Origin of the sequence: Bowmanella denitrificans (assembly GCF_039522935.1) — a bacterium.
GTDB classification, from domain to species: domain Bacteria; phylum Pseudomonadota; class Gammaproteobacteria; order Enterobacterales; family Alteromonadaceae; genus Bowmanella; species Bowmanella denitrificans.
In genome coordinates this window covers 343,147-368,765 of sequence record NZ_BAAAEI010000023.1, presented here as the reverse complement: position 1 = coordinate 368,765, position 25,619 = coordinate 343,147, and the positions used below count along the sequence as shown (strand labels likewise).

27 protein-coding genes and 1 CRISPR repeat array are annotated in these 25,619 nt (G+C 50.5%); of the genes, 3 read left to right on the top strand and 24 right to left on the bottom strand.

From position 1 onward, the window contains the following. Window positions 1-28 precede the first annotated feature (28 nt). The 6 genes from ABD028_RS19245 to ABD028_RS19220 form a co-directional block, all read right to left on the bottom strand. Window positions 29-859, bottom strand: coding sequence for a hypothetical protein (locus ABD028_RS19245; RefSeq protein WP_343847082.1), 831 nt, complete (start codon window positions 857-859; stop codon window positions 29-31). Between the two features lie 18 nt (window positions 860-877). Beyond that, entirely contained in the window at window positions 878-1,075 is a 198-nt protein-coding gene (locus ABD028_RS19240; RefSeq protein ID WP_102795943.1) for a hypothetical protein, read from the bottom strand. Between the two features lie 137 nt (window positions 1,076-1,212). Next, window positions 1,213-2,205, bottom strand: coding sequence for a general secretion pathway protein GspB (locus ABD028_RS19235; protein WP_343847081.1), 993 nt, complete (start codon window positions 2,203-2,205; stop codon window positions 1,213-1,215). Then, window positions 2,198-3,109 (bottom strand): ExeA family protein, encoded by a 912-nt coding sequence (locus tag ABD028_RS19230; protein ID WP_343847080.1) that lies wholly within the window; start codon window positions 3,107-3,109, stop codon window positions 2,198-2,200. The genes ABD028_RS19235 and ABD028_RS19230 overlap by 8 nt, the downstream gene beginning before the upstream one ends. Before the next feature lie 238 nt (window positions 3,110-3,347). Continuing rightward, window positions 3,348-3,602: a hypothetical protein gene (locus ABD028_RS19225; RefSeq protein WP_343847079.1), complete on the bottom strand. Its 255-nt coding sequence runs from the start codon at window positions 3,600-3,602 to the stop codon at window positions 3,348-3,350. A gap of 101 nt (window positions 3,603-3,703) precedes the next feature. Next, the gene (locus ABD028_RS19220; protein WP_343847078.1) at window positions 3,704-4,726 is read right to left on the bottom strand and encodes a hypothetical protein; all 1,023 of its coding nucleotides are present in this window, start codon (window positions 4,724-4,726) and stop codon (window positions 3,704-3,706) included. Window positions 4,727-4,914: 188 nt separating this feature from the next. On the opposite strand from ABD028_RS19220, the gene ABD028_RS19215 reads away from it, so the two are divergent. Both ABD028_RS19215 and ABD028_RS19210 read left to right on the top strand, forming a co-directional pair. Continuing rightward, window positions 4,915-6,141 carry a multifunctional CCA addition/repair protein gene (locus ABD028_RS19215; RefSeq protein ID WP_343847162.1) on the top strand — a complete coding sequence of 409 codons (1,227 nt, stop codon included), beginning with the start codon at window positions 4,915-4,917 and terminating at the stop codon, window positions 6,139-6,141. Window positions 6,142-6,381: 240 nt separating this feature from the next. Further along, a complete protein-coding gene (locus ABD028_RS19210; RefSeq protein WP_343847077.1) occupies window positions 6,382-7,254 on the top strand; it encodes an AraC family transcriptional regulator in 873 nt (290 codons plus the stop codon). A gap of 269 nt (window positions 7,255-7,523) precedes the next feature. On the opposite strand, the gene yghU is transcribed toward ABD028_RS19210, so the two are convergent. Then, on the bottom strand, window positions 7,524-8,366 hold the full coding sequence (gene yghU / locus ABD028_RS19205; RefSeq protein ID WP_343847076.1) for a glutathione-dependent disulfide-bond oxidoreductase: 843 nt from the start codon (window positions 8,364-8,366) through the stop codon (window positions 7,524-7,526). A gap of 185 nt (window positions 8,367-8,551) precedes the next feature. Between yghU and ABD028_RS19200 the strand changes: the two genes are divergently transcribed. Then, a complete protein-coding gene (locus ABD028_RS19200; protein ID WP_343847075.1) occupies window positions 8,552-9,445 on the top strand; it encodes a dienelactone hydrolase family protein in 894 nt (297 codons plus the stop codon). Here the strand turns inward: ABD028_RS19200 and ABD028_RS19195 are convergent. From ABD028_RS19195 to ABD028_RS19120, 17 genes are all read right to left on the bottom strand, one after another. Continuing rightward, window positions 9,423-9,791, bottom strand: coding sequence for a 50S ribosome-binding protein YggL (locus ABD028_RS19195; protein ID WP_343847074.1), 369 nt, complete (start codon window positions 9,789-9,791; stop codon window positions 9,423-9,425). The two genes, ABD028_RS19200 and ABD028_RS19195, sit on opposite strands and share 23 nt — an antisense overlap. A 21-nt stretch (window positions 9,792-9,812) precedes the next feature. Beyond that, window positions 9,813-10,031 (bottom strand): DUF6500 family protein, encoded by a 219-nt coding sequence (locus ABD028_RS19190; RefSeq protein WP_102795952.1) that lies wholly within the window; start codon window positions 10,029-10,031, stop codon window positions 9,813-9,815. A gap of 72 nt (window positions 10,032-10,103) precedes the next feature. After that, on the bottom strand, window positions 10,104-10,439 hold the full coding sequence (locus ABD028_RS19185) for a DUF2314 domain-containing protein (protein ID WP_343847073.1): 336 nt from the start codon (window positions 10,437-10,439) through the stop codon (window positions 10,104-10,106). Between the two features lie 13 nt (window positions 10,440-10,452). Continuing rightward, window positions 10,453-10,923, bottom strand: a complete 471-nt coding sequence (locus tag ABD028_RS19180; protein ID WP_102795953.1) for an SPFH domain-containing protein — start codon at window positions 10,921-10,923, stop codon at window positions 10,453-10,455. A 39-nt stretch (window positions 10,924-10,962) separates the two neighbouring features. Further along, window positions 10,963-11,295 (bottom strand): hypothetical protein, encoded by a 333-nt coding sequence (locus tag ABD028_RS19175; RefSeq protein ID WP_343847072.1) that lies wholly within the window; start codon window positions 11,293-11,295, stop codon window positions 10,963-10,965. Between the two features lie 82 nt (window positions 11,296-11,377). Further along, window positions 11,378-12,013, bottom strand: coding sequence for a LysE family translocator (locus ABD028_RS19170; protein ID WP_343847071.1), 636 nt, complete (start codon window positions 12,011-12,013; stop codon window positions 11,378-11,380). Window positions 12,014-12,737: 724 nt separating this feature from the next. Continuing rightward, window positions 12,738-13,484 carry a UPF0149 family protein gene (locus ABD028_RS19165; protein ID WP_343847070.1) on the bottom strand — a complete coding sequence of 249 codons (747 nt, stop codon included), beginning with the start codon at window positions 13,482-13,484 and terminating at the stop codon, window positions 12,738-12,740. A 553-nt stretch (window positions 13,485-14,037) separates the two neighbouring features. Then, window positions 14,038-16,383: direct repeats of the CRISPR family, unit length 28 nt; unit sequence GAAACACCCCCACGGTCGTGGGGAAGAC. 47 nt (window positions 16,384-16,430) lie between these two features. After that, complete coding sequence (gene cas2e / locus ABD028_RS23325; RefSeq protein WP_425542138.1) at window positions 16,431-16,670, bottom strand: type I-E CRISPR-associated endoribonuclease Cas2e; 240 nt, start codon at window positions 16,668-16,670, stop codon at window positions 16,431-16,433. A 25-nt stretch (window positions 16,671-16,695) separates the two neighbouring features. After that, a complete protein-coding gene (gene cas1e, locus ABD028_RS19160; RefSeq protein ID WP_343847069.1) occupies window positions 16,696-17,571 on the bottom strand; it encodes a type I-E CRISPR-associated endonuclease Cas1e in 876 nt (291 codons plus the stop codon). Between the two features lie 2 nt (window positions 17,572-17,573). Continuing rightward, window positions 17,574-18,284 carry a type I-E CRISPR-associated protein Cas5/CasD gene (gene cas5e / locus ABD028_RS19155; RefSeq protein ID WP_343847068.1) on the bottom strand — a complete coding sequence of 237 codons (711 nt, stop codon included), beginning with the start codon at window positions 18,282-18,284 and terminating at the stop codon, window positions 17,574-17,576. A gap of 17 nt (window positions 18,285-18,301) precedes the next feature. Further along, entirely contained in the window at window positions 18,302-19,348 is a 1,047-nt protein-coding gene (gene cas7e / locus ABD028_RS19150) for a type I-E CRISPR-associated protein Cas7/Cse4/CasC (protein WP_343847067.1), read from the bottom strand. Between the two features lie 42 nt (window positions 19,349-19,390). Next, window positions 19,391-20,035, bottom strand: coding sequence for a type I-E CRISPR-associated protein Cas6/Cse3/CasE (gene cas6e, locus ABD028_RS19145; protein WP_343847066.1), 645 nt, complete (start codon window positions 20,033-20,035; stop codon window positions 19,391-19,393). After that, window positions 20,032-20,577, bottom strand: coding sequence for a type I-E CRISPR-associated protein Cse2/CasB (gene casB / locus ABD028_RS19140; protein WP_343847065.1), 546 nt, complete (start codon window positions 20,575-20,577; stop codon window positions 20,032-20,034). The genes cas6e and casB overlap by 4 nt, the downstream gene beginning before the upstream one ends. A gap of 4 nt (window positions 20,578-20,581) precedes the next feature. Further along, entirely contained in the window at window positions 20,582-22,171 is a 1,590-nt protein-coding gene (gene casA / locus ABD028_RS19135; RefSeq protein WP_343847064.1) for a type I-E CRISPR-associated protein Cse1/CasA, read from the bottom strand. 2 nt (window positions 22,172-22,173) lie between these two features. Next, entirely contained in the window at window positions 22,174-24,732 is a 2,559-nt protein-coding gene (gene cas3 / locus ABD028_RS19130; RefSeq protein WP_343847063.1) for a CRISPR-associated helicase Cas3', read from the bottom strand. A gap of 44 nt (window positions 24,733-24,776) precedes the next feature. Beyond that, window positions 24,777-25,034, bottom strand: coding sequence for a hypothetical protein (locus tag ABD028_RS19125; RefSeq protein WP_343847062.1), 258 nt, complete (start codon window positions 25,032-25,034; stop codon window positions 24,777-24,779). Between the two features lie 12 nt (window positions 25,035-25,046). Next, window positions 25,047-25,388 (bottom strand): 50S ribosome-binding protein YggL, encoded by a 342-nt coding sequence (locus tag ABD028_RS19120; protein WP_343847061.1) that lies wholly within the window; start codon window positions 25,386-25,388, stop codon window positions 25,047-25,049. Between the last annotated feature and the right edge of the window lie 231 nt (window positions 25,389-25,619).

Genomic DNA, 25,619 nt, shown 5'->3' with positions numbered 1-25,619 from the left:
ACACCACCTTGATTCGCCCCTTGCCAGATTATCTTTCCGTGCCAATCGTCCAGGTATAGCGCTCAGGATCTGGCTGGTATGATACTCGTACCTTTGCTGTCGGTTTGACTTTCAAATGGCTGCGAATCTCCCTGTAGACATCAAAGTCAAAAGGCGAAGCACTCTCTATCAATTCCTGACGCACAATAATAGACAGCTTGTTTCTGGAAGTTTGATTCAATAAGCGGTAATCAATCTCAAAATGCACATTCAGGGTATTGGTATCCCGGTAACCGCTCATCAGCGGTACGATATGCACTTCCTGATCCATCCCTTCATCTTCTGTAGGCTCCCCCATGCCCGCCACCAGCCCCACATAGACTTTGCGGCTGGAAAGGCTGAGTAATACAGGGTCGCCACTGGTTAATGCATCAAAAAGCAACTTATCCAGAGGACTGTCTTTAACAATTTCCTGCTTTAGAAATAAGGTAGCGGGTAATTTATAGGCACGGGATATGCGCGTCAGCCGCCATGCAATGAACTTGCACCACAAAAATGCGGTCAACATCATGGTCACGGACAACAGACAAAACCAAACCATCTGCTGAACCAACTCAGCAGGGCCAACATTCAATGCGCTGAAAACCTCAGTTAAATAGGCTTCGAGGTTAATTGAATAGCCCAAGAGTTGCTCAGGACCATAGTAGTTGGCCGTAACGCAAAGAATCACCGTCAAAGCCAGGATTTTAAGGCCATGCGCAATGCTGCGTAAATACAGCAACTGGCCCCGATATCGGTGCAACTTCAAAAAGGCGTAGGGATTATTAAATAGAATGTAAAAACCGGCACCCAGGATGGGTAAAACTAAGAAGAGAAACATACTTTCACATCCTTGATGCTACCCTTTCGTTTCCTCAACTACGACTAAATGGGCTTGATCGACCAAACGCTGATACTTGGCAGAACTGACAATATCTTCAGGATCCACCATGACTGTACCGCGCCCCACTATCTGCACCTTTAAACCGCTGGCCTGCACAGAGTCCACAAGTTTCTGCTGCTCTTCTGTTAGTTTGGGTTTAAAAATACTCAGCATTTCTCACTCCGCGCATGATATCAACTCTGACGTATCAGAACAGGCCATAGCCTGAAAACTAAGCCAGACCTGCCACATAGTACGTCGGGCTTTGTATAAAGTATAGCCATATTCTTTATACAAGCCGCCTATCCACACTACCACTCTCCCAGCGCAGGCAGGCTAAATTCCTGGCCCTTGTAAGCCAGAATCACATGCTGCGGGTCAATACGAACAATACGCAGATTATCACGGATAAAATCCCCTTCGCCCAGTTCCATCCCGTTAACCCGTACCCGACGCTCGCTGGGCTGCGACGCATATAAATGGGTGGAAAACGACATGGATGGCAATTCAGCCAGCACCCAGGCCGGTAACTGATCAACACGGGGCACGTCTACCGGTCGCCCGGCCTTCACATTGGCAGGCTCAGGCAGCTCATCCAATTCAGACACGGCTTCTCGAAAACGCTGTAACAGCTCAGGGGAAATATCATTGGTCGCGACGGGCTGGGGCTCTGCCCTGACAGGTATGCCCTGTTCTTCCTGTGGCATCTCTGTGATTGGCTGATTGCTGTTTATGGCATTGGCGCTGGGCACTGACTCTGATGGCGCATCGGGCTGTTGGCTTGCCTCTGGCTGATTCTCTGGCGTTACAGTTTCGGCCACAGGCTCAGCAGTGGTTTCAGGAGCCGAGGAGGCCACTACAGGCTGAGCAGGCGCAAAAAGCTGCTGCCAGGGCGTGACCGCGGCCGAATAGCCCAGCCCTATGCCGCCAAACAAAACCAGCACAGCAGTGAACACCTTACGGCCATAATAACGCCAGCTGCCCGGTAATGACTGCACGGAAGGTAAAAACAGGCTGCGGTTAAACTGCTCTGACAGTTTATGATCCACCAAAGAATTCTGCGCGCCCTGCATCAGCAGAGTTTTAGTTGGTGAGCTGGGTACGGTGCTCACCTCAGTTTCCAGCTCAACGGTTTGCGCGGTGTCAATTTCCAGTTCCTGAACACCCATCTCTTTCAGGCCCTGAACCATCTCGGGGCTGGTCACCAGCCCCGCTTTACGAATACGTACCGGGCCGTTTTGTGCGGTGATCTGCACAATCACCATGCCCGGTTGCAACAGGTCAATTTGGATGCGCTTAAACATGCAAACTCCCTATCCAGTAGCCCAGTGCCACACCGCTGCACAGTAGTGCTGCCAGAATCAATGTCCACTGTTTACCCTGGCGTTGTCGCACCACATCGTCACCCAGGATCTGCGCCGCCGCGGCCAGGAAAATATAACGACGAACCACCGCATGCTGTTTGGTAAAAGACAAGGTCAGCGCCCGGTCACACAGCAAGTTAATCACCCGCGGAATACCACCACTGATCTGATACACCGCGGATAAGGCGCTGCGGGCAAAAATACTGGCATCGCCACCGGCCACCTGCACCCGGTGAGCAATATACTCTTTAACTTCATGGCCGGTCAGCGGCAACAGGTGATAACGTGCGGTAATACGCTGGGCCAACTGGCGCAACTCATTGCGCTTTAACAATTGCTGCAATTCCGGTTGGCCAATCAGTACCACTTTTAACAGTTTTTCCCGGTTGGTTTCCAGATTGGTCAGCAGGCGCAGTTGCTCCAGTACCTCGGGCAATAAATGTTGCGCCTCATCGATAATCAGTACCGTATTAATGCCTTTCTGGTGGTTAGCCGCTAGGTGCGCCAGAATCTTATCGGTATAGCTTTTTAAACTGCCCTGCCCTTCGTGATAGCTAATGCCCAGCTCATCACAAATGGTCGCCAGCAACTCCAGTGCCGACAGCGTGGGATTGAGGATCATCGCCACCTGGGTATGTTCGGGTAACTGCTGCATCAGCTTACGGGATACCGTGGTTTTACCGGTGCCCACCTCGCCGGTCAGCATCACAAAGCCACCGCTTTCGCGCAGACCAAAGGTCAGGTGCGCCAGGGCTTCCTTATGCCGTGGACTCATATACAGGTAGTCAGGATTGGGGGCGATAGAAAATGGATTATCCGCTAATCCGAAATAATTCAGGTACATGCAAAACCGTCTGCCATGCAGGGGGTGAAAAGGGCGCAACTAAGGTAACCATTCGGCCAGGGCAAGTCAAAGCCAGGCTGGGAAAAACCTTTGAAATCGTCTCGCAAAGACGCCGGGTTCGCTAAGGGGTGAAAGTATAGAAACTGAATGGTGGCTATTCGTTAAAGTACAGCCAGGTACCGGGGTACCCAAATGGGAACTCAAGTGTGTTGCAATTTTAAATTGTATTTCTATAAGTCTATTCAGCGAAATGGCTTAGAACTCCAGCTCCGAAAAACAAGCAACCGCCAGTCATAAACATCCAATAATAAAGCTTGAACCAGAACTGAATATGTTTAGGCACTTGATTCCTTTTTTCCAGCACATTGTAACGCTTCGCTAACCAGTCAAACATAAACAAGCTGGCGTAATGCAGGGCGCCATGGCCCGCCGTGATTAAGTTTAATGAGAAGAAACGACGCCCATCCTCGAGCACATCTTCCACTTCCTGCATGGGCTTGCCTTTCAAAAAAAGCAGAAAAGGAATAAAGCACGCAAATAACATTGCAGCCCCGACTAAAGCAAGTATGAGCGTTATGTACTCCGTTACAGTAATCATTCTTCTAAAACTTTATATAGCGTATTAGCAAAACCTTCCATTTTATTCTCTCCGAACTTTCCGCCTGCATACCCTCCTAGCCCTCCAGCCACAATTGAACACCAAAATACGCTGGTTCCTCCACTGGGCAAGCTAAATACTAAAGTACAGACTCCGTAACTAGCAATAAAGCCTCCTCCAATCCCTCCAGCAACAGCTCCTATTCCTTTACCCGTTTCCACATAAGTAGCCTTAGTACACTGCTGGTCATTTCCTTCCAGGCAGGCCTTGCGGATATTGGCGGTGGCTTCAACACCCGTCAGGGCGAAGCCCACATAACCAAGCCGCTTTAGGTTTTTGGCCATATTGGCGGTGGTTTTATAGTTTTGGGCAAAGCCGGGAATATGCTTGGCCGGGCCGCCTAGCTTGTCCCATTTATACACCATGCTTTTGCTGCTTAAGCCTAAATTTCTGCGAATATCGCCAGGCATTAAATTTCCGCCAAGATCTGGCTGACCAAAACGCCTTAGTGCGCCATCCAGTTTAGAAAAGATCTGCTGCCGACGGTTGAAAAAGCCCTGGTTTCTGAGATTGCCATGGGTGTTATAGGTTTGCACATAGGCCTGCTCCAACTCTTTAAGCATGGCTTCAACATTTTTAACATGCGCCCCCCAGGAATTATTTGCTAGTCCGAGCATAAGTCCGTTGTATTTTGCAATGTTACTAAGCAGATCATATCGCTTCGCCAGCAATTCCTGTTCTTCGAAGGTCAATTCCTTAAGCTTGTCATCAATCTGACGGGCGTAGTCCAGAAATTCCTGCTCAGCCGGGGTACAGGCCATAGCCTCTGCAGGTGAAATCAACACCACCTGGCCAGGCTTGGCAATACCATCCCTAATATGGGCATTAACAAAAATAAAATGTTCAAGCGTTTGCTGGGAAGGGTTGCTGTAGAGTTCTTGCGCCAAAGCAGCAATTGGGATTAAGCGCTGCACCACATGAACACCGTAATCCTGAGGAATAGCTAATGAAGTCGCCATAGTCTGTTTCCTTACTTGGGTAAATATCCTTTTTGCAGTATAGCTGGGAATTTCGCCTGCGCGACTATAACTGGCTGGTGCAGTATGGCTTTGGCATAATGCACCGATTGGCACCTTTAGGGCACATCACTGGCTGTGCCTGTTTGCCTGGCTGCGCATTATCGTCGCCGGTTGGAATGGCATTATTTATGAAGATTTATCTGGTGGGCGGCGCGGTTCGCGATACCCTGCTTGGCCGCAACGTTACCGAGCGGGATTATGTGGTGGTGGGGGCAACGCCAGCACACATGCTGGCACTGGGCTACAAACAGGTAGGCAGTGACTTTCCGGTGTTTCTGCATCCGCACAGCGGCGAAGAATATGCCCTGGCCCGCACCGAACGCAAAACGGCGGCAGGCTATACCGGCTTTGACTGTATTGCCGACCCCAGCGTGACCTTGGAAGAAGACTTACTGCGTCGCGATCTGACCGTGAATGCCATGGCCATGGATGAGCAAGGTCAGATTATCGACCCTTATCATGGCCAGCAGGACTTACATAATAAAGTGCTGCGGCATGTATCTGATGCCTTTATCGAAGATCCTCTGCGAGTGTTACGGGTGGCCCGTTTTGCTGCCCGTTACCATCAACTTGGCTTTGGCATAGCGGTGGAAACCCTGGAACTGATGCGCCATATCGCCCAATCCGGTGAATTGCAGGCGCTGAGTGCCGAGCGGGTATGGAAAGAAACCAGCCGCGCCTTGCTGGAAGACAGCCCCGAGGTCTATTTTGAAACCCTGCGCGCCGCTGACGCCCTGGATAGCTGGTTTGCAGAACTCAATGCCCTGTGGGGCGTGCCAGCACCGGCAAAATGGCACCCGGAAATAGATACCGGCGTGCATAGCATGATGGTGTTGCAACAGGCTGCCGCCCTTTCTGACAATCTGGCGGTGCGCTACGCCGCCCTTGTGCATGATGTAGGCAAGGGTCTGACGCCAGCAGACAAATGGCCAACTCACCATGGTCATGAAAAGCTGGGGCTGGCGGCAGTGGAGCAGATCAGTCAGCGCCTGAAGGTGCCTAATGACTGTCGCGAACTGGCATTGCTGGTCAGCGAATTTCATACCCATCTGCATAAAGCCCTGGAACTGAAGGCCACCACTGTGCTTAAAGTATTAAATCATTGCGATGCCTGGCGTAAACCGGCTCGTTTTGAGCAGCTGTTGCTGGCCTGTGAAGCCGATGCCAGGGGCCGTTTGCACTTTGAACATACGCCTTACCCGCAGGCGGACTTTTTTCGTGCTGCTTACCACGCGGCAGCGGCAGTGGATGTGCAGCAGATTATTGCCAGGGGCATACAGGGCAAAGCCATTAAAGAGGCACTGAACCGGGAACGCACCAACGCCATCGCCACAGTAAAAAAACAGTGGCAATAGCACGTATCCTGACTACAACGTCTAAAACACTTAAAAGACGAAATATAACCACAGAGGCACAGAGAACACGGAGAAGAGCAGGAGATCTTGGGGTTTAAGCTATTGAAATCTCTGTGTTCTCTGTGCCTCTGTGGTAAACATTGATTTTAAGTTTCAGTTTAAAAAAACAGCAAGGTGGGACACGCGCAGGCAGTTTGATAAGGCTAAAGTAAGGTTGTATTCACCTTCTGGAGATAAGCAATGATAGACCGTCAAACGCAGGTGCTGGCGCGTATAGAGCGTGCCGTGGCCTTATTGCAAAGCCATTTGTTCGATTCGCCGCCTCTGGATCTGGCAAAGCTGGCCGATGCTGCCGCATTATCGCCTTTTCATTTTCACCGCCTGTATCGTCTGGTAACTGGCGAAACCTGTGCCCAAACCATCAGTCGTTTGCGTTTGGCCGCGGGTGCACGGCATTTATCTGCGGCTGCCACCGTCACTGATGCGGCACTGCAAGCTGGTTTCTCTTCCAGTCAGGCATTTGCCAAGGCGATGAAACGCCAGGCGCATTTAAGCCCGTCCCAGCTTCGCGACGATCCCGAGTTACTGGACGTGATTGCCGGGCGCTTGTCTCACCCCGCCAGCGGTATGGCGGCCAATCCGCCTGGCTGGCTGTCGGTGGAGCTGGTGTCACTGGCACCCATGCGGCTAATGACAGTGCGCACCGAACATTTGTATCCGGATTTATTCGATACCTACGGCATGTTGTTTGAACAGGCTGGGGGGCCTGAAGTGGTACAAGCCATTATCGGTATGCCCAGGGATGATTCAGACAATCAAGCCGGGCAGTTTGACAGTGCTTTATTGCTAAGTGAAGCACCACGCGAGCTGCCAGATAACCTTTTCTGGCAGGACAGCGCCCAGGGGGATTATTTGCGTACCCGTCATCTTGGCAGTTTTGCAGGGCTGGAGGCGACGGTGGATAATCTCTATTTGACGCTGTTAGGCATGGATGATTTGTGGCCGGCCGATTCGCCTTGTATTTATCATTATTTGGACGACCCTGAGATGGTTGAGGAATCGGCTCTTAGAACCGATATTTACCTACCTGTGGTGCGCTCTGAACCTCAGTAAAGTACTTACCTCGAACCACACGAAAAGACCGAAAATTATCACCTCAGAGACACGAAGGGCACGGAGAAGAGCAGGAGATCTTGGGGTTTAAGCTATTGAAATATCTGTGTTCTCCGTGTCTCTGTGGTTTTTATAACTTTGTTCAGATCAATTTCATCAAAGAGACACGAAGGACGCGGAGAAGAGCAGGAGATCTTGGGATTTAAGCTATTGAAATCTCAGTGTTCTCTGTGTCTCTGTGGTGACATTAAGATTTTCAAATCAAAGGCTTAATCCAAATCGGCGGCGCTATGGCGTTCGGCCAGTTGCTCCTGCTCTTCGCCCCAGGTGCGATTTACCCGCCGGCCACGTTGTACCGCCGGGCGTTTGGCAATCTCCCTGGCCCAGCGCAGTACATGCTGGTAATCCTGCACCTGCAAAAATTCTGCAGCATCATAAATATTGCCCAGCACCAAATCCCCATACCAGGGCCAGATAGCAATATCGGCAATAGAATATTCCTCGCCCGCCATATATGGATTGTCAGCCAGATGGCGATTCAGCACATCCAGTTGGCGTTTCACTTCCATGGCAAAGCGGTTGATGGGGTATTCCATTTTAAACGGCGCATAGCTATAGAAATGGCCAAAGCCGCCGCCCAGATAAGGGGCCGAGCCCATCTGCCAGAACAGCCAGTTACGACACTCCGCCTTGCCCTTAATATCTTTTGGCACCAGTACCGAAAACTTATCCGCCAGATACTGCAAAATAGCGCCGGATTCAAATACCCGGGTTGGCGGCTGGGTACTGGTGTCCAGCAGGGCCGGGATCTTGGAATTGGGGTTCACTTCAACAAACCCCGACGAGAATTGATTGCCTTCACCAATATCAATCAGCCAGGCATCGTATTCCGCTTCCTGTATACCCAGTGCCAGCAACTCTTCCAGCATAATTGCGGCTTTTTGGCCATTGGGCGTGGCCAGCGAATACAACTGCATGGGATGCTTGCCTAGCGGCAGGGCTTGTTCATGGGTGGGGCCGGATACCGGGCGGTTAATGCTGGCCCACTTACCGCCACTTTCGGCGTCCCAGGTCCAGACTTTGGGTGGGATATAGTCGTTATTGTCGGTCATGATGCGTCCTTAGTTGGGTAAATTGCACGTTCAGTACATGCGCACGAACAGAACCAGATTCAAGCCATCGCCTTGCCTGTTTTGCGACCAGTGACTTTGTAAATAGCGATAAGCGGCAACAGACTGCAAAATCACAATCAAAAAACAGCTTCTACAATAAAAGCTTTGAGGCTAAAGGAAAACACATGAGCAAGCCACGCCACCCCGCGCTAACCGACGAAATGTTCCAGCTTTATGACCAATACGCCCATGGCCGCATGGACCGGCGGGCATTTTTACAGGGCCTGAGCAAACTGGCCGTGGGCGGCATCACGGCCCTGACGCTGTATCAATACTTAAGCCCGGATTATGCAGCGGCCGAGCAGGTGTCTTTTAACGATCCGCAGATCAAAGCCACCTATGTTAGTTACCCTTCCCCGGCCGGTCATGGTGAAGGTAAAGGTTATCTGGTGCTGCCACAGCCGCTGGCCAAGCCTGCCCCGGTAGTATTAGTCATTCATGAAAACCGCGGTTTAAACCCCTATATCAAAGATGTGGCCCGGCGTTTTGCCAAGGCCAGCTTTATTGCCCTGGCCCCTGACGGCCTGGCACCGGTTGGCGGTTACCCCGGCAACGACGATGACGGACGCGCCATGCAGCGCAGTTTGGATGGCGATAAACTGCGGGAAGATTTATTTGCCGCCGCCCGCTATGCCAAACGCCTTGAACAGGGCAACGGTAAACTGGGGGTGGTAGGATTTTGTTTTGGCGGCGCCATGACTAATCTGATGGCCGCACAACTGCCCGAGCTGGTTAACGCGGCCGTGCCTTTTTACGGCTCTGCTGCACCACTTGAGCAGGTAAGCAATATTCAGGCCCCACTGCTGATTCAATACGCCGAAAACGATGAGCGGGTTAACAGCCAATGGCCCGCCTATCAGCAGGCCCTGGAGGCGCAGAAAAAAACCTACCAGGTGCACTTTTACCCCGGCACCCAGCATGGCTTTCACAATGACTCAACGCCAAGATACGCCAAAGAAGCCGCCGAATTAGCCTGGCAGCGTACTGTGGCATTCTTTAATCAGCACCTGCAGGGCTGAAGGGGCGGGCGTCATAATAGATATCATAGGGCGCCCCTACCTTAACCTGGCTGACTAAAGGCTGGGTATGCAGCCATAAACCGCACTGGGTATACACTTCGGTAAGCCCAGGTCTGTCGGCGTCGCTAAATAACGTGATATGCAATGTGCCCTGCACATTGCTGCTGGTATAGCAGAGCGCCTGGTTTTGCACCCAACTATCCCACTGTGCAAAGAACGCACTGTCGGTTTGCTCTTGTGCATCGCTAAGGTGCAATAGAATATCCACGCCGCATTGGGCGAACTCACCCAGGTGGAGTTTTTTTCTGAGTCGGCGGGACTTATTGTGAAAAGTGGTTTTAATCATCGCAGCGGCTCCCTCCAGGTACTACAGACCTTGTTCAACCATACGTTTAATGGTGGTCGCCTTAACAAAATGATCTAACTGATGGGTTTGGATCCACCAGGTGGCGGCTTCCATTAACAGCACCGGGTCGTCATTTTTATTGGCAAAGAAGGCATAAAAAGACAAGCCGACATTATCCCCTTTGCTTGCGATCTTTTTATGACATATCTGGATAATTTTAGCTCTAAGCTCGGCTCTCATTTACTGTCCCTAACGTATGAAACTCAGGCAAGTCCAATGACCTGCCATATCTGCATATTTTTGACTTTACCACTACTCACCCAGATAAATGTCGATCACATGACAGGCTTGAAAGTACACAACTTGATCGCAGACTACGCAATTGCTGCCATACGGCTGATTATCCAGTCGACCGACAAAGTGTCCCTTTTCAATACTTGTCACTTCAACCCACATTCTCTCAACAGACGTTTCTTCTGAGCCTGCGGTCACTTGCATACTGAAAATAAGCTTTACAAGTGCGCCAATTTCTAATGACTCGCGCCTGTGTTTGTCTGGTATCGAAAATGTATCCGGATAGAGGTGGTGAAGTTCCTCTGCATCATGGAGTACATAATGATCTTCACCGTAAGTAGGTCGTCTCATCATTATGCAAAAAGCCTTATTTGCTGGCCTTTCCAGCTTCTAATATTGGCAAACCTGCTTCAGTAGGAATATAGATACGCTCGCCATTGCCATCTTGAAGACCTTTTATCCATACATAGCGTAAGTACGCTTCATTGCCTTTTAGTGATTCGCCAATAATCTTATTGGCCTCTGCAGCCGCTTTGGCTCTCTCAATATCTGCCAGCCCTTCTGCTTTAGCCTTAACAATCTGTGCTTCCCCTTCAGCTTGCGCCAGGGTGACCTTGGCTTTCGCTTGCATTAATGCAGCCTGCTCTTTGGCTTTAGCTTCTTCAATCAGTATTTTTTTACTCCATTCCGCTTCCCTAAGGGCGGCAATACCATTCATTTCCAACTTATATACTTTGTATTTCGGCCAAGCCCATAAGGCTGCGAGAATCAAAGCAATACCAATGACAATCAAAAAGACCAAACTTCCAAAAGCGATCGCGTGTCTGTTTGGGTGCATTATTTTTCCTTATATAACTTTATTTTGGGTAACTTGGGTTTAATCAGGGCTGCGGGTCAGTCGCACCCCATCCACCACCATCTGCCAATGCCCGTCCACCTCGTGCGGAGGTTCACTGACTTCAAAGGTGGTGCTTAGTGGGCCAATACCCACCACAAAGTCGTTACCGTTGAATTCCTTTAACGGGCCGTTTACCGAGGTCGAACCGCCATTTTTTAATCTTTTATAAGCCACTGTCCCGTCGGGCAGAATCAGCAGGTACATTTCCTGACTTTGCCATTCTCCGGCATACATTTGTTTGTCTTCAGGCAGCGGCTTACTGCAGGCGCTTAACAGCAACAACAGTGCAAAAAGGGCAATCCTTACAGGCATTACTTTTCCGAATAAAGTAGCAACAGGTTGTGTGACGCTGCCTATGGCAGCAGCCACACAACCAAAAACCAGTCAGCCCGAATCAGGGTTTGAGATAGGCAAGCTTGGCACCAAAACCAATAAACACCACGCCGGTAACAGACTTAAGCCAGCGGGTGAATTGGGGGCGACCGGCCAATCCTTTAAGCCGGGACAACAACATCACCATACAAGAGAACCAGATAAGGTTGATTAGCGCATGTGCTGATACCAGCAAATAGGCCTGACTGGCTGGCGCATCCATCGACAGAAACTGCGGAAAGGCCGCAAGATAAAACATCGACACCTTGGGATTCAGCACATTAGTCAGAAAGCCTTCCGCGAATGCCCCGGCGTGGCTGATCGCTTTAGCGCCAGGTTTTACCCCCGCATCAGCAATAACAGACTGGGCTTTCCAGGCTGATAACAGCGACTTAAAGCCAATCCAGCATAAATACATGGCCCCCAGCACCTTAAAGATAAAAAACGCCTGGGCAGACTGGACCAGCAACACAGAGATACCAAATACCGATAAGGTGCCATGGACATAAAACGCCGCAACAAATCCGCCGATATTGGCAAACCCGGCAGCGCGACCGGAAACCGGCACGGTCTTGGCAATCAACAGTCCATTCGGACCAGGGGAGATCACCAGTAGCGCCACAACGACGACAAAGGTCAGTAAATTAATGAGGTCCATCTGTTACTCCATTTGCGGTGTGGTAGGGATTGTACTGGCTATTGGCGCTGAAATCTGTATCGATTTTGACAAAAAAAGACCAATTCCCGTCTCGCTAAGACGCAGAGAACACGGAGAATTATCACTTTCAGGCTCGGCAAGAATTGCCCCGCTCAAAAACAAACTCTTCGTGGTAAGTTTGGCTGCTTTCAAATTGATTAACCACAAAGGACACGAAGTGCACGAAGGGGGTGATACTAATACTTTTGCTCACCGCCGAGATACAGAAATCGCCTATTTTTCAAAATTTTATAGCCGGATACCTCCTACTTTTCTCTGTGCCCTTCGTGTCTCTGTGGTGAAATTGATCTGAACAAAGTTATAAAAACCACAGAGGCACAGAGAACACAGAGTGGATCAAGGCGTTATCTCTTTGCGTGCTTTTCTCAGCGCCCCTGCGAGAAGCGTTAATTTATTCACCGCCGAGGCACAGAGAACACTGATATTTCAATAGCTTAAACCCAAGATCTTCTGGTTTTTTCCGTGCCCTTCGTGTCTCTGTGGTGAAATTGATCTGAACAAAGTTATAAAAACCACAGAGGCACAGAGAACACAGAGTGGATCAAGGCGTTATCTCTTGGCGTGCTTTTCTCAGCGCCCCTGCGTCACTGCGAGAAGTCTTAATTTATTCACCGCCGAGGCACAGAGAGCGCGGAGGTTTCAATAGCATGCACAAGGCCATCAGTTATTGTACCTTGAGGGCGCAGCAACGCTTATATTTCTTGCCGCTGCCACAGGGACAAGGATCGTTTCTGCCGACATCCCGCATCGGGTTCACATACGGCTCCTCAATCGGTACATAATCCTCTAAATAGGTATCTGCCTCTGCATAATCCTCATAAAGCGCTGCACCTAACTCTCCTAAAGCACTTAGCAGCTTATCCAGAGCAAACTCATCGACTTCCCGGTTGGCGATTTTAGCCACAAAATCCGGCATATCATCCAGATTTCGCATCTCTTCTTTATAACACTGCAGCATGGTGACCAGCACCGCAGAACGCAAATCAGCCGCCGGACTATCCTCTTCAGGTATCACCTCCTGCCACACTTCATCCAGCCATTTGCTGGCAACCAGATAGCCCTCAGCAAATTCCTTTACCAACTGAGAAACAATGGCGTCTTCACCAATAGCCAAGTGCTCAGGCAATATCAATTGCTGCTGCTCACCAAAACAACTCATACAATAATCCCACCAAGTAAGCAGCTCACTAACCAGTTGTTCCAGTTGCTTACGCGCAGGTTTTTTAAGATCTTGCAGTTCTTCGTCATCTCGCCAGAGCAAGGGGGTCCAGTCAGACGGCAGGATCAGGGTTGGCGCAGACGCAACAGCAGTTAACATGCCAAGGATATAATCGGCAGACCGCAAATCCTGCTTAAACGGCATAGTGTGAATCAGGGAAACCAATTTGGGATAACTGAAGTTTTTATGCATAAGTGATAGTGGTACCGACTCAAGACTTGCTAAGGTTTTACAGATTTTTACCACAAAAAGCACGAACGCTGAAAATCAACTTTCACCACAGAGGCACAGAGAACACAGGGTGGATCAAGGCGTTATCTCTTTGCGTGCTTTTCTCAGCGTCCCTGCGTCACTGCGAGAAGTCTTAATTTATTCACCGCCGAGGCGCAGAGAACGCAGAGTTATCAAACACATAAAGATCTCCTGCTTTTCTCTGTGCCCTTCGTGTCTCTGTGGTGAAAGCGAGTATCAGGCTGAAGGCCTAACTGCTCCGCCAGGCTTTGCGCAATTCATCCCACAGCGCAGGTAGCACCAAGTAAGCAAATAAGCCCAGTAAATACAAAATGGCTAATACAGTCAGCATTGTGACTCCTTGGGTTGGTTTGAAAGTATGGTTCCAGACTCATTTTTCTTGTTGGTTGGGAAGGTTAGTGGATCAGCTTTCAATTGTTGGTGACACCCCGTAGGCCCTCCTCACGGACGTGGGGAATACGGCTGGCTTCTGTAGTTGGGGTGATTGTGGATAGAAACACCCCCACGGTCGTGGGGAAGACGCAGCCGCGACAGTTAGCGGCTACAGACTGCTGGAAACACCCCCACGGTCGTGGGGAAGACCCATAAGTTATCCGTGGCATCGAATACGGCTTGGAAACACCCCCACGGTCGTGGGGAAGACTTATCGAAGCGAATCGATGCAGTGCTGTCAGCAGAAACACCCCCACGGTCGTGGGGAAGACTTACGGGGCCACACCTGCTAGCTTCAGAGATAGGAAACACCCCCACGGTCGTGGGGAAGACCTGGTGAGCCTACCAGACGATGCCGCGGCAGAAGAAACACCCCCACGGTCGTGGGGAAGACTTCCATCAGGTGCACCACTTCCCCTTCTGCGAAGAAACACCCCCACGGTCGTGGGGAAGACCCCGTCGTCGGTGTTGTCGGCCCAGGCCCTGGGGAAACACCCCCACGGTCGTGGGGAAGACCTAAAAGATTCGAAAGTACACGGGCGGCGCTGAGAAACACCCCCACGGTCGTGGGGAAGACGGCCGATTAAACCCACGCATCAGCTCAACGCTGGAAACACCCCCACGGTCGTGGGGAAGACCTGCATGTTTGCGTCGGGGACTTGTTCGACAAAGAAACACCCCCACGGTCGTGGGGAAGACGTAAATGCAGCATTGCCCCACAGGGATACAAAGGAAACACCCCCACGGTCGTGGGGAAGACTTTCGGCTTAACCGTTTCCTCCAAAACACTCAGGAAACACCCCCACGGTCGTGGGGAAGACTGTGCATAATCCAAAGGGTAAGCGCTCAGGGCAGAAACACCCCCACGGTCGTGGGGAAGACACCATCAACACCATGCTTGATTGTGTCGCTGAGGAAACACCCCCACGGTCGTGGGGAAGACCGTTAATCGCAGGACAATCGAATGAGCGACGAAGAAACACCCCCACGGTCGTGGGGAAGACTTCCATGCCCGTCATCTGGCCAAGAATGTCGGGGAAACACCCCCACGGTCGTGGGGAAGACCCTTCCAGGTCAAGGGAGCCACCGACAGTGAGGGAAACACCCCCACGGTCGTGGGGAAGACCCCCTCAGGTCAAGGTAGTCACCGACAGTGAGGGAAACACCCCCACGGTCGTGGGGAAGACCCCTGTCTGGTCAGAGACACAAAAACAGGCCAGGAAACACCCCCACGGTCGTGGGGAAGACAAAATGGGAACTTCATAATAACCAGCACGGTCGGAAACACCCCCACGGTCGTGGGGAAGACCGTCTGCTGATGATTGCTCGTTGATTGGCTGGAGAAACACCCCCACGGTCGTGGGGAAGACGGGACTATGCCGGTAACAGCGGGACTATCAATAGAAACACCCCCACGGTCGTGGGGAAGACTAAACCTGTCTACCTGAAACCGGCTAACCGCCGGAAACACCCCCACGGTCGTGGGGAAGACAGCATGGGAGGCCGTGCTGCCAATCGAAACAGGGAAACACCCCCACGGTCGTGGGGAAGACCGCTGGGGCCTGTGGAACCAGCCACATAAATGGGAAACACCCCCACGGTCGTGGGGAAGACAACGCGATCATAGGGCAAACCGGGGCCGGGCAGGAAACACCCCCACGGTCGTGGGGAAGACACAACATCAGTACTGCCGGATGCTGTGGGGCTGGAAACACCCCCACGGTCGTGGGGAAGACCGTGTACGACAGCATACGCGACAGAGTGCTGTAGAAACACCCCCACGGTCGTGGGGAAGACCAGAGCGGCCAGACGAGATGCGCAGGTTGGTAGGAAACACCCCCACGGTCGTGGGGAAGACCAGTTACACCCGACACATGGACCAGCATATCCGGAAACACCCCCACGGTCGTGGGGAAGACCCTTCCCGAACGACAGGTACTTAGACCTGTTTAGAAACACCCCCACGGTCGTGGGGAAGACATTCGGTTGATTTGGGGACTGGAATGTCCTTAGGAAACACCCCCACGGTCGTGGGGAAGACGCTGCAACTACTTTGTGAAAAAATAATACCCTGGAAACACCCCCACGGTCGTGGGGAAGACGTTAAGAGCCTACTGCAACTAAAGGCTCATAGGGAAACACCCCCACGGTCGTGGGGAAGACCACCAGCAAACCTTGAAGCCCAAGAGTGCTTGGGAAACCCCCCCACGGTCGTGGGGAAGACTCATACAAGAGCGCAGCGGCACAAATGGCAAAAGAACCCCCCCCACGGTCGTGGGGAAGACCTGCGGTGTATGAGCCAGACGGCGAAGACAAGGGAAACCCCCCCACGGTCGTGGGGAAGACTTGCCATAAATCATTTGCCATAAACCACCTCAGGAAACCCCCCCACGGTCGTGGGGAAGACACCAACATATTGTTAAAGAACCACATGAAAAATACAAGATATTCGATTTACAGGGATTTCAGGGTTTCTATTACCAGTTGTAGTCCACAGATCTGAGTCATGGATTTTCGTGTAGGACCAATATTAAAAACCTCATAACCAGGAGGCTGAGGTAAAGAGCGGAACATCACGATACCTGACTCTGGGGGACAATGTTTGTACAAGTAATCTATGACTGTTCTGGCAACAGAATCCTTGATGCCGGATACGAACACATTTGCTCTGGGTTCAACAAACCAGAGCTTCATGCGTCCCCTCACCGCAGGCGGCAAATCATTTGCGATGACTACGAGCACGCCCCACCCCCAACATCTCTTGTATATCATCGGCAAGTTTAGCCATCAGATTCATCTTAATAACCCGCTCTCTAAACGCCTCTGAAACTTTATGTTTATTGTAGCGACCAGCCATATCACGAGTCAGAGCAAAAGCCAGGTCAATACACAGCTGCTCTTTGTACAAATCAGCCAAATCATAGATGAAAGGTAAGGGACTGCCGGAGTGAATAAACCCAATATGAGGTGAATACCCCATGCTATGCACGGCGGAGCAAAGTATGCCGTATAACGCAGCATTACTGGCGGTCAGTATCTGGTTGGTCACATCACTGATATCAAACTTTCCGGGGACGAAGTTTCTTCCCTTCCAACCAACTTTGTATTCTTCAGCTTTGGCCTGATAAAGCGCGCGAACCCGATGTCCTTCCATGCCCATCATTTCTTTGAGACTTTTTCCTCCTAATTCTGCATCGGGAAAACGTCGGGCAAACATACGCCGAGCCACCTCTTCGGCTTTTACCGGATCAGCGGCAAGCTCAATCTGCTGCTTTAAATTTCGCGTATCGGCCGTGGGTAAAAAACCTGCAGCATAAAACAGCAGGCTGTCTTCCCCTACCCAACAAACCGAACAGTTAGCAGCCGTTGCCGTTTTTACTGCATCGTGGGTAATGCTGGTGCCCGGCCCCAACAGCAAAGCATTGAGAGTGGCAACAGGCAGCGGCACCACGTTATTGGTCGAATCGATCCATTTTATGCTGCTGTCGTCTATCTCCAGCCTGCCTCGTTCCAAATACAAGAAAGGGTATTTGTCCTTTACCTGAGGCAGTGAGTCACGGGTAACTTTAACAAATAAACGCTGCCCCCCCGCCATAATCAAGCTACCGGCATGACAGTAACCCGGCGGTCACGGTACAACTTGTGATCGCCAAACTGCACTGGAACGTCATTAAGCGTCAACACCTCGCCATGGTGCTCACCTTGAAGCACACTAAACACCGGGCAACGATTCTTTGCTTCAGCCATGTGCCCTGCGTGGTTGAATGCAAGCTCTTCGTGTTCGTAGATGCCCTGAGCAATAAACTCCGTTGGCACACAATTTTTGCGCCCCAAATAGAGATCCCATGCAGGGCTGTGCAATGCAGCTTCTAGCATCGCCAGTTCATCCTTCGAACCTTGTAGCACAACGGCAAACGCCATATCTTGCAGATAGTAGCGATAGGTCATCTTAGTTCCACCACCCACGGCCTTTTTTCCATCGCTGGTTTTTGGAACTAAAAGATTTTGCCAGGGATCTTGGTCATTGTATCCACTACCCACCATATGAAAGTCCCTCAACAATGGCTGACGTGGTAACGGCTGCCCTCTTTTATCTTTCAGCACATAGGCTTGGACCTGCATGTCACAATCCGCCCAGCGCGCCAACCTTTCGGTCTGCTTACCCTCTGCGCCCAGGGCGCAGCAAAGCAAGCCGAACACACCTGATTTGGTGGGAAAATCTAAGCTATCCCGACGGCCAAATTTGGAGTCGTGCCCCCAGGACTGAAGGGGCGCTTCCAGCCACAGCAGCAAATAAGGATCAGTCATTGCGTTCATTATCTGCCTCACTGCGCCGGGTTTAACTCAATATGGCTTTGCAAATCACGGATCAGGTCATCAATACTGTATTCTTCGTTCTCACCCCAGTTATAACCACCCAGTTTGCCAAACAGGGAACCTGCGAGTTTTTCTTTTTTATCAAGCTGAGACTTCAGTTCATCAATGCTGGCTCGCAGATAACCGCCTTCTATTGCTTTTTTAACCGGGGTTTCGAAAGGCACCTGCAAGCGCTGCCCTTTGCGTACCATTACTCGAGCAAAATCCCACTGGCTTGCGCCGGATTGAGTTGTCTGACGCGCATTGGGGACTGCAACAAACAAAGCTTTGGTAAAGGCATCAACGGCTTTGTGCAGGTCATCTTCCCCCATAGTTTGCGCCAGTTGGCCAAGATCGAGGCTTATGTATCGGTAATAGGTTGCCGAGTTAAATTCCAGACTCCCCATATGCGCAGAACCGGGTTCTTCCTGCCTGTCATCCAATGCGGTAAAAAACTCTACTTCGTTACTGACCTTGTGGGTGGAAATGGCATGAGAAAATGATGCTGCAGCCTCAACATTCATATCCGCCGCCTTGGCAACCATGCGACCGAACAATGCAATGTCCAGGGCATCCAGCGCCGGATTAAGAGTTTTCTTAGCCACCTTGGCCAGTTCTTTATCCTTAATTTTGCTGTCGTCAAAATCGTGTTCCCGTGCATAATCCGCAAAGGCTGCGGCTTCGGTATCGCTAATAAACAACAGGGTGTCATCGCTCAACAAAATGGCTATTTTGGCTCCGCAAGCAGCGGCTTGCTCTTCGCTGGCACCAGCGTCCAGGCAAGCCCTGACAAATATGGCTTCAGCTTTTTTAGTGCGTATACCCAGTTTCACACCAAACTCCTGCATTGCCAGGCGAACTTGCCGCTTCCAGCACTGTGAACTGACACGTGCACGGGACACACCGCCAACCATCGCCGATTTAGGTGCCCCTACATCATCCCGGTTCAGGCAAGTGACGGGGAAAGATTGCAGAATATGGTATTCAATACGGGTATTTCTATAAGCGTTAAACATCTTGGTTTTCCTTATCTAAATCAGAGTTAAATAACTAAAAAATCAGGCGAAAAGTTCATCTACCACAGGCACTATCTGCAGCAGGCCGCAACCGTAGGCACGGGCACGACCAATCCCCAGCGTAAAACTTTGAGTAAATTGTTCTATGTCAGTGATGCGCAACCGCCCCTGTATATGAGCCTGACCAACAGTGACCTGGCGCTGCTGTTTGTCTTTAAATTGCAAAACACTGATCTTGTCTACCTGCAAGTGTTCGGCCGACGCTTCAAAACCCCAACTGGTGGTGGCACGCTCGCTAAACCAATGCGCGACATCGTCCCTGCCTCGCACCGCCACCAACTTGCGGCTGGCATTGCCTCGCCTGGTCGGGTTTACAATCACCTTGAAGCGGTAGTGCGTTTGCGCAAGAAAGTCCTCTGGAATAGGTTTACTCAGCACCTCTCCATATTTATCATCCACCGCCCTCATAGGGGGGCGGTCGGCCAGCATCAAGATTTTGCGGCCACGAATGTCCCCTCCCTGATCGGCATAGAGAATCCCACTTGTCTTGCTGGCCTTCTTCTGGTGTGCATCGCGAACGTCCTTATACAAGCTGTACACAACCCGATGCAGGGAATAAGCATCTGTAATACGTAACGCTTTAACTGCACGATGATCCAGATGCAGCACACTGGCTATCATGCTCATAATTCGCCTTCCCCTGCCGTAACCGGCTGACCATAAAACTCCTGCGCCCACTGAGTTTTGCTCCTATGGCCGGATTCATAAGTAAAGAAGCGCAACTGACGCAACAGACGCACATAATCCAGCGGCTGGCCGACCTTGCTGTCAATCAGTGTCAGCACTGGCCGCAGAATTCGACACACTTCGGCCAGTTCATCACAAGCCAGTAAACGACGCAGGCGCGCCTTGGCCTGATCGCTATCCCTGCCCTCGTCGTAGCATGCAGCTATGGCTTTTCCCAAAGTGAGGTTGCCATTGCGCTCAGATTTTGCTTTGGCAATAGCGGCCGCTATGGTTACAAAGGGCAAACGTTCGTAATCTTTTTCAAGATCCACCCCAAATCTGCCTAACAGTTCCCAACTCTGGAACTCAGTTCCCGGGTTATCGGCACGGCGCAATCTAGCTGCCATTCCCTTGTCTTTGTGACAGCACTCAAGCACCGTCTCAACAAAACGCTGATCACGGTTTTCCTTTTCAATGCCTTTAGTTTTTAGTGCTTCTTGCATGACCTTATGTCTCCTGTTGCAAATAATTGCTGTTATTTGGACGGCACTTTGCCCAGGCATCCAGTTGGCGGGCCGTGTCACGGGGGCAGAATTTGTCGTAGGCCTGATTTACATAGCCAGCAAAACGTTTACGCAGCTTCTGGCGTTCAATAGCATCCGATTCGCTCTGATTGCAGTTATTGACTAGCACCTGAAAATCCCGCTCGCAGAGTTGCCAGAAAAGGTTTTGAGCTTGCTTTGCCATTTTTCCTGCATGGGTATTATTGATTTTCTTCCCATTATCTGCTTTGAACGACTTAAAATAATTCACTGCACTTCCCCACAAGCAACTTGCCCTCTCATCCAAACAATTCATTTCAAGTTTCAACTGACTAAACTCTACCGCCCCAAGGATTGATTCATGCATCCACGTTTGTGACTCTATAAAATCATCCTCCTGTTTAACTGATTGATCCCCTGAGTTAGGACTAACTTTCAAGCCACCAGACCAAATGGATAACCACTCGAATCTATCCCTCGCTCGTTCAAGACCAATTCGTAAAAACATACATTCGTAGCCATTGCTCTTACTTTCAAATGCTAAAGACAACAGACTCTCTAGCTCACGCCAAGGCCTTTTTTCAGGATTCACATATTTTGGCTTTATATCTTGCCCTGAACGATCAAGCATCAAACTAGGCTCAAACCAGCCATCTTTTACGCTGGGATAATTAATTCCGTCCAGATAAAAAATACCGTGATCACGAAGAAGTGAAAAACGGCTCATAGATACTAATGTCGCCATGTAGGTATTTTTATATTCATTTACCAAGTCGCAACTTTCTGAGACCGGCATGTTTTCCCACAAGGGAATCCCCACCCCATCAGCCCACATCATGGTTTTTTCTAAATCTTCTTGGGTGATTAAATTAATCCAGAGGTCTGATAAAAGCGTTCCCGTAAAAACAAACGAATGTAAATATCCCGTCCGCCCCCCTAAACTCGGACCTGCAGGCGCGCTATAGCGGTTTCCTATTTCTTTGCCGCCAAGCGATTTCATATCAGCTTCAACGCGCTTTCCGCCAAATGCGAAATTCATTAGCGAAACAACAAACAGGGCCTTATCCGCGTCACAAAGCTTTTGATCAAAAAGCGTTTGTGAAAGCATGGTATTGTTTGAACTTGGCATGTCGGGGTAGAATCCGGCCCCAAAACTCTTTGGCTCCCCAGCTAATTCAGCTTCTTTCTTTTTAGCGCCAGACTTGGCTGACGCTAGCTTTTTCCCCATCCTTTCTTCTATCAACTTTTCTACTAAAGGCATCTGTAAGAATGGTTTTTCACCATACAAATAAAACCGATCATGCCATTGTTCCAAATAGGCCAAACAACGCTCTGCCAGCCCCTCAGCCCCCAGCGCTTGCCACTCGGCTTCATCCGCGGGCGTAACCGCCGCCTGAGCAATACCCAATAGGAGTTTGAGAACGGCGATTTTTTGTACTGGATTCCCCCCAAAACTTCGGTATTCATTGTGGGTAAAGATCTGTCGCAGGCTGACCCGCCCATAATCGGCAACGGGTATCCACGGCTCATCAATCAAATTAAAACGGTTTTCCATGGCTATAGTTCCTGATATTTAATCACCCGATAACCCAGGTCATCGCGATATTCCAGTTTGTATTTGTGGTGTATTGCTGCATTGCCGATACCACGCAGGTTGCCAGTTTCATCGACCAGCGCTACCCGCAACACACTTTCATCCTCAGGCCAATCGTCACGCCCCAAAAAGAAGCAGTTCTGCAATCCAAAGCGTTTGAGAGTATCGTTGGATACCGCTGCGGGCATATCTCCGGCTGGTACATTAACAATTTGGCGCATTAACAAAGCAGTACGCTGCCGCCAAGCTGCCTTGCTCAGTTTGTTTCGTCGCAAAGGCAACTCCACCTGTTCACCACTGAGCAGAGTCAGCGTAGCGTTACTATTGTTCTGAGAAATGTCGCGCAGCATGAGGACTTCATAGCTGTCTGTTTCGCTGAAACGGGTTTGTGCCTTACTTTCCGGTAGGGTTTTTCCCCCTTGGGACAACCCTACTTTGGCTAATTGTTGTAACGCGATACGCCCTTTACGCTGTTGATTGCCCAGACGACTGCCATGCTCCAGCTCATACCGCCAGCGCTCCATCTGTCCCTGTTCAACCCGGCTGGCATAGGTACATTCAATTACATGGCGAATATCATCTGGCAGATTGATAGTTTTGTGGCTTTGCCAAACTTCCAAACTGCGGCACAGCACATAGGGGCTGTAGACAAACGCACTGGGTCCAAAAGTCTTTTGCGGAACTTCGATGGCCTCTTCCAGTTCGGGAACCAACAACCAGACTTCGGGCCTGGCGTGTTTGCAGCGGGGTGTCTCAGCATGACGCCACAAGCGCCCGAGGCGCTGCAACAGCATGTCAGTGGGGGCAAAACGGGACACCATAAAATCTGCATCAATATCCAACGACTGTTCCAGTACCTGGGTGCCTACCAAAATCCGACCCTGTAACCGACGTTGCTCCCAGCCCCCCTTGCCATACAGATTCACCCAATAGTCTTCGATACACTGACGATCATCTACGGTAAAACGCGAATGCAGCAAGCCGCAGCCAATGCCAAGCTCTGCCGCCCGCGCAGCCAGATCCAGATAGCGCAGCTGTGCCTCCTTGACGGTGTTTTCAATCCATAACACCTGCTGTCCCTGCTCCGCTCGCAATAAGGCTTGTTCAAGCACCGTACGCTCATCGGTATGCAACGAAACCTGCACCTGTCTTTTCTCATGCATTGGTAAACTGATTTCCTGCACCGTCTTACGGGTATTTGGGCTGGCGATGATCAATGGGTAGTCCATCGCCTCTGTAGGCCGCCCCAGCAGTTGTTGGCGACGTTCCTGATTAAGCGTGGCACTGAGAATAATGACGGTGCATTGGAGTTCACGCAGCAATTTAACCAGCGCATCCAGCAATGTTCCCGTGTAGGCATCATAGGTGTGTACTTCATCAAGGATAATAACCTTACCGGCTAAACCAAAAGCCCGCACAAAGCCATGCTTAACATTCATAACCGCCATCAGTGCCTGATCAATAGTTCCCACCGCAAAAGGAGCCAAAAGACCACGCTTGCTGTGATTAAACCAGGCTCCGCCGGGGCGTCCCTCTTCACCCATTTCTGTTTTCAGAAGCCAGGCATCGGTATGTAATAGCAATGAACGATGGGTACAATCATCCCCCAACACCTTACCCAGAAAGTGCTGAAAACGTTCGTACATTTTGTTGGATGTCAGTTGTGTGGGAAGCGCGAAATAGATGCCACTGGCTTGTCCGCTTTGCAGCATTTGGTATGCGGCATAAAGAGCTGCTTCGGTTTTTCCCAACCCCATCGGCGCTTCCAGCACATACACACCGGGAGCAGAAACCTGTTCAATAAACAGCGTTTGGGCGATTCGTGGTTCAAAGCCAAAAACCGCTTTGAAATTCATCCCCTTCCTGTAGGTTGGGGGGATAAACCCCGCGTCATCTACCGCCTGCTGAATTTTGTCTTGCCAGGGCAGTCTTGGATCTTCAAAGAACTGCCCAGAACCAATCCAGTCTGCTACTGACGTCAACCCTGCTAATACACGCGATTGGGCAACAGATTCCACTAGCGGCCAGCATTCTCCTAAGGTTTTCTGCAACGCATTGACCAGCTTTTCTCTCTCAGTCTGCCACTCCATGCCGCCAAAATTTTCATCGGTTGCGCGCAATCCTGATACTCCAGGTGAAAATCCGTGGTGCTGCCCTAGAATTTCAGGCACTTGCTCAGGAGTTCCAAGATACTTGGCAACCAACTGGCTTACCCCAGCATGCCCACCCCATTCCTTTTCTAAATCTGGATTAGCCCCCTTAATCAGGTCTTGCCCACAGGCCCGCATGATTTTGTTATAAAAAGTCGGACTGACCTTACCTATATCGTGGCTGGCGGCAACGAATGCAGCCCCCTCAGGAAAGAGTGATTGGTGATGCTTGTTCCCCATCCGTATGATCAGCTCTCGTGCAACGGCACCTACTATCTGGCAATGATTTAACACTGTCCTTCCAAGGGTCACATTACCGTTATCATCAACAAAAGTTTTTGCAGGGCAATCCTCATACCCAACAACCTTCATGGTTGTTTGCTTTTGTATAGAAAGCCTTATCATAATTTTTGTCCTTAAAGCCAGTTCATAAGAACGTGACTGTAAAAATCCCCCCCACACCCCATACACCGCCAGGCCCGGTAGGGTTCACCGGCGCAGATATGGCCCATATCGCAGCCGCCCAGCACGATTCTTCCTTCTTGGTGTGCTTTCTGTGTTTTCTGATCGTCCGCCAGGCCATACACATAATCGGCGATCGTCTTGGCACCGCAGCTTGGGCATTGGTTTGGCTTAACTTGATGTAAAAACTGATTGTTATGCTCAATACTCACCAGCTAACTCCGTCATTTTTGGTCGGCATACCAAGCGTTGTTTAAAGACGAGAGTACAACGTTCTTTATGTGCCTTTGTGCGCTTAGCCAGTCATGTAGCAATTGCCACTGAGCTTGAGTGACACTGTCGTAACGTCCTTTAGCGCAGATATATCCACTAACTTGTCCGGCGCCGACACCGCCGCCAAAGCAGAGGTGCTGACTTTCCAACCAATCTAAGAAGGCATCAACCCAAACATCCTCGTCCTCCCCTGCCAGACTACAATCCAAATCCATGCCCAATACGGTGAACTCCCCCAGGTACAGCTTTTTTCTGAGGCGTCGGGACTTATTGTCATGTCGAGTCTTTATCATCACTTTCTGCATTGATTCTTTCTGTATGAAATTCCAATCTAGCAGTTGCTGCAAAACCAACAATCCCTGAAATAAAACCAGGCAACTTTGTTTACAGGTTTGGCTTAGATCTCTAATTCCTGACGCGCTCTCTCTGTGTTCTCTGTGCCTTTGTGGTTAAGTTGTTACCAATGTTGGGCTGGCTTTGACGCATGCCCCAACAACGTCGGTTTAACGTCCATCCAAGAACAT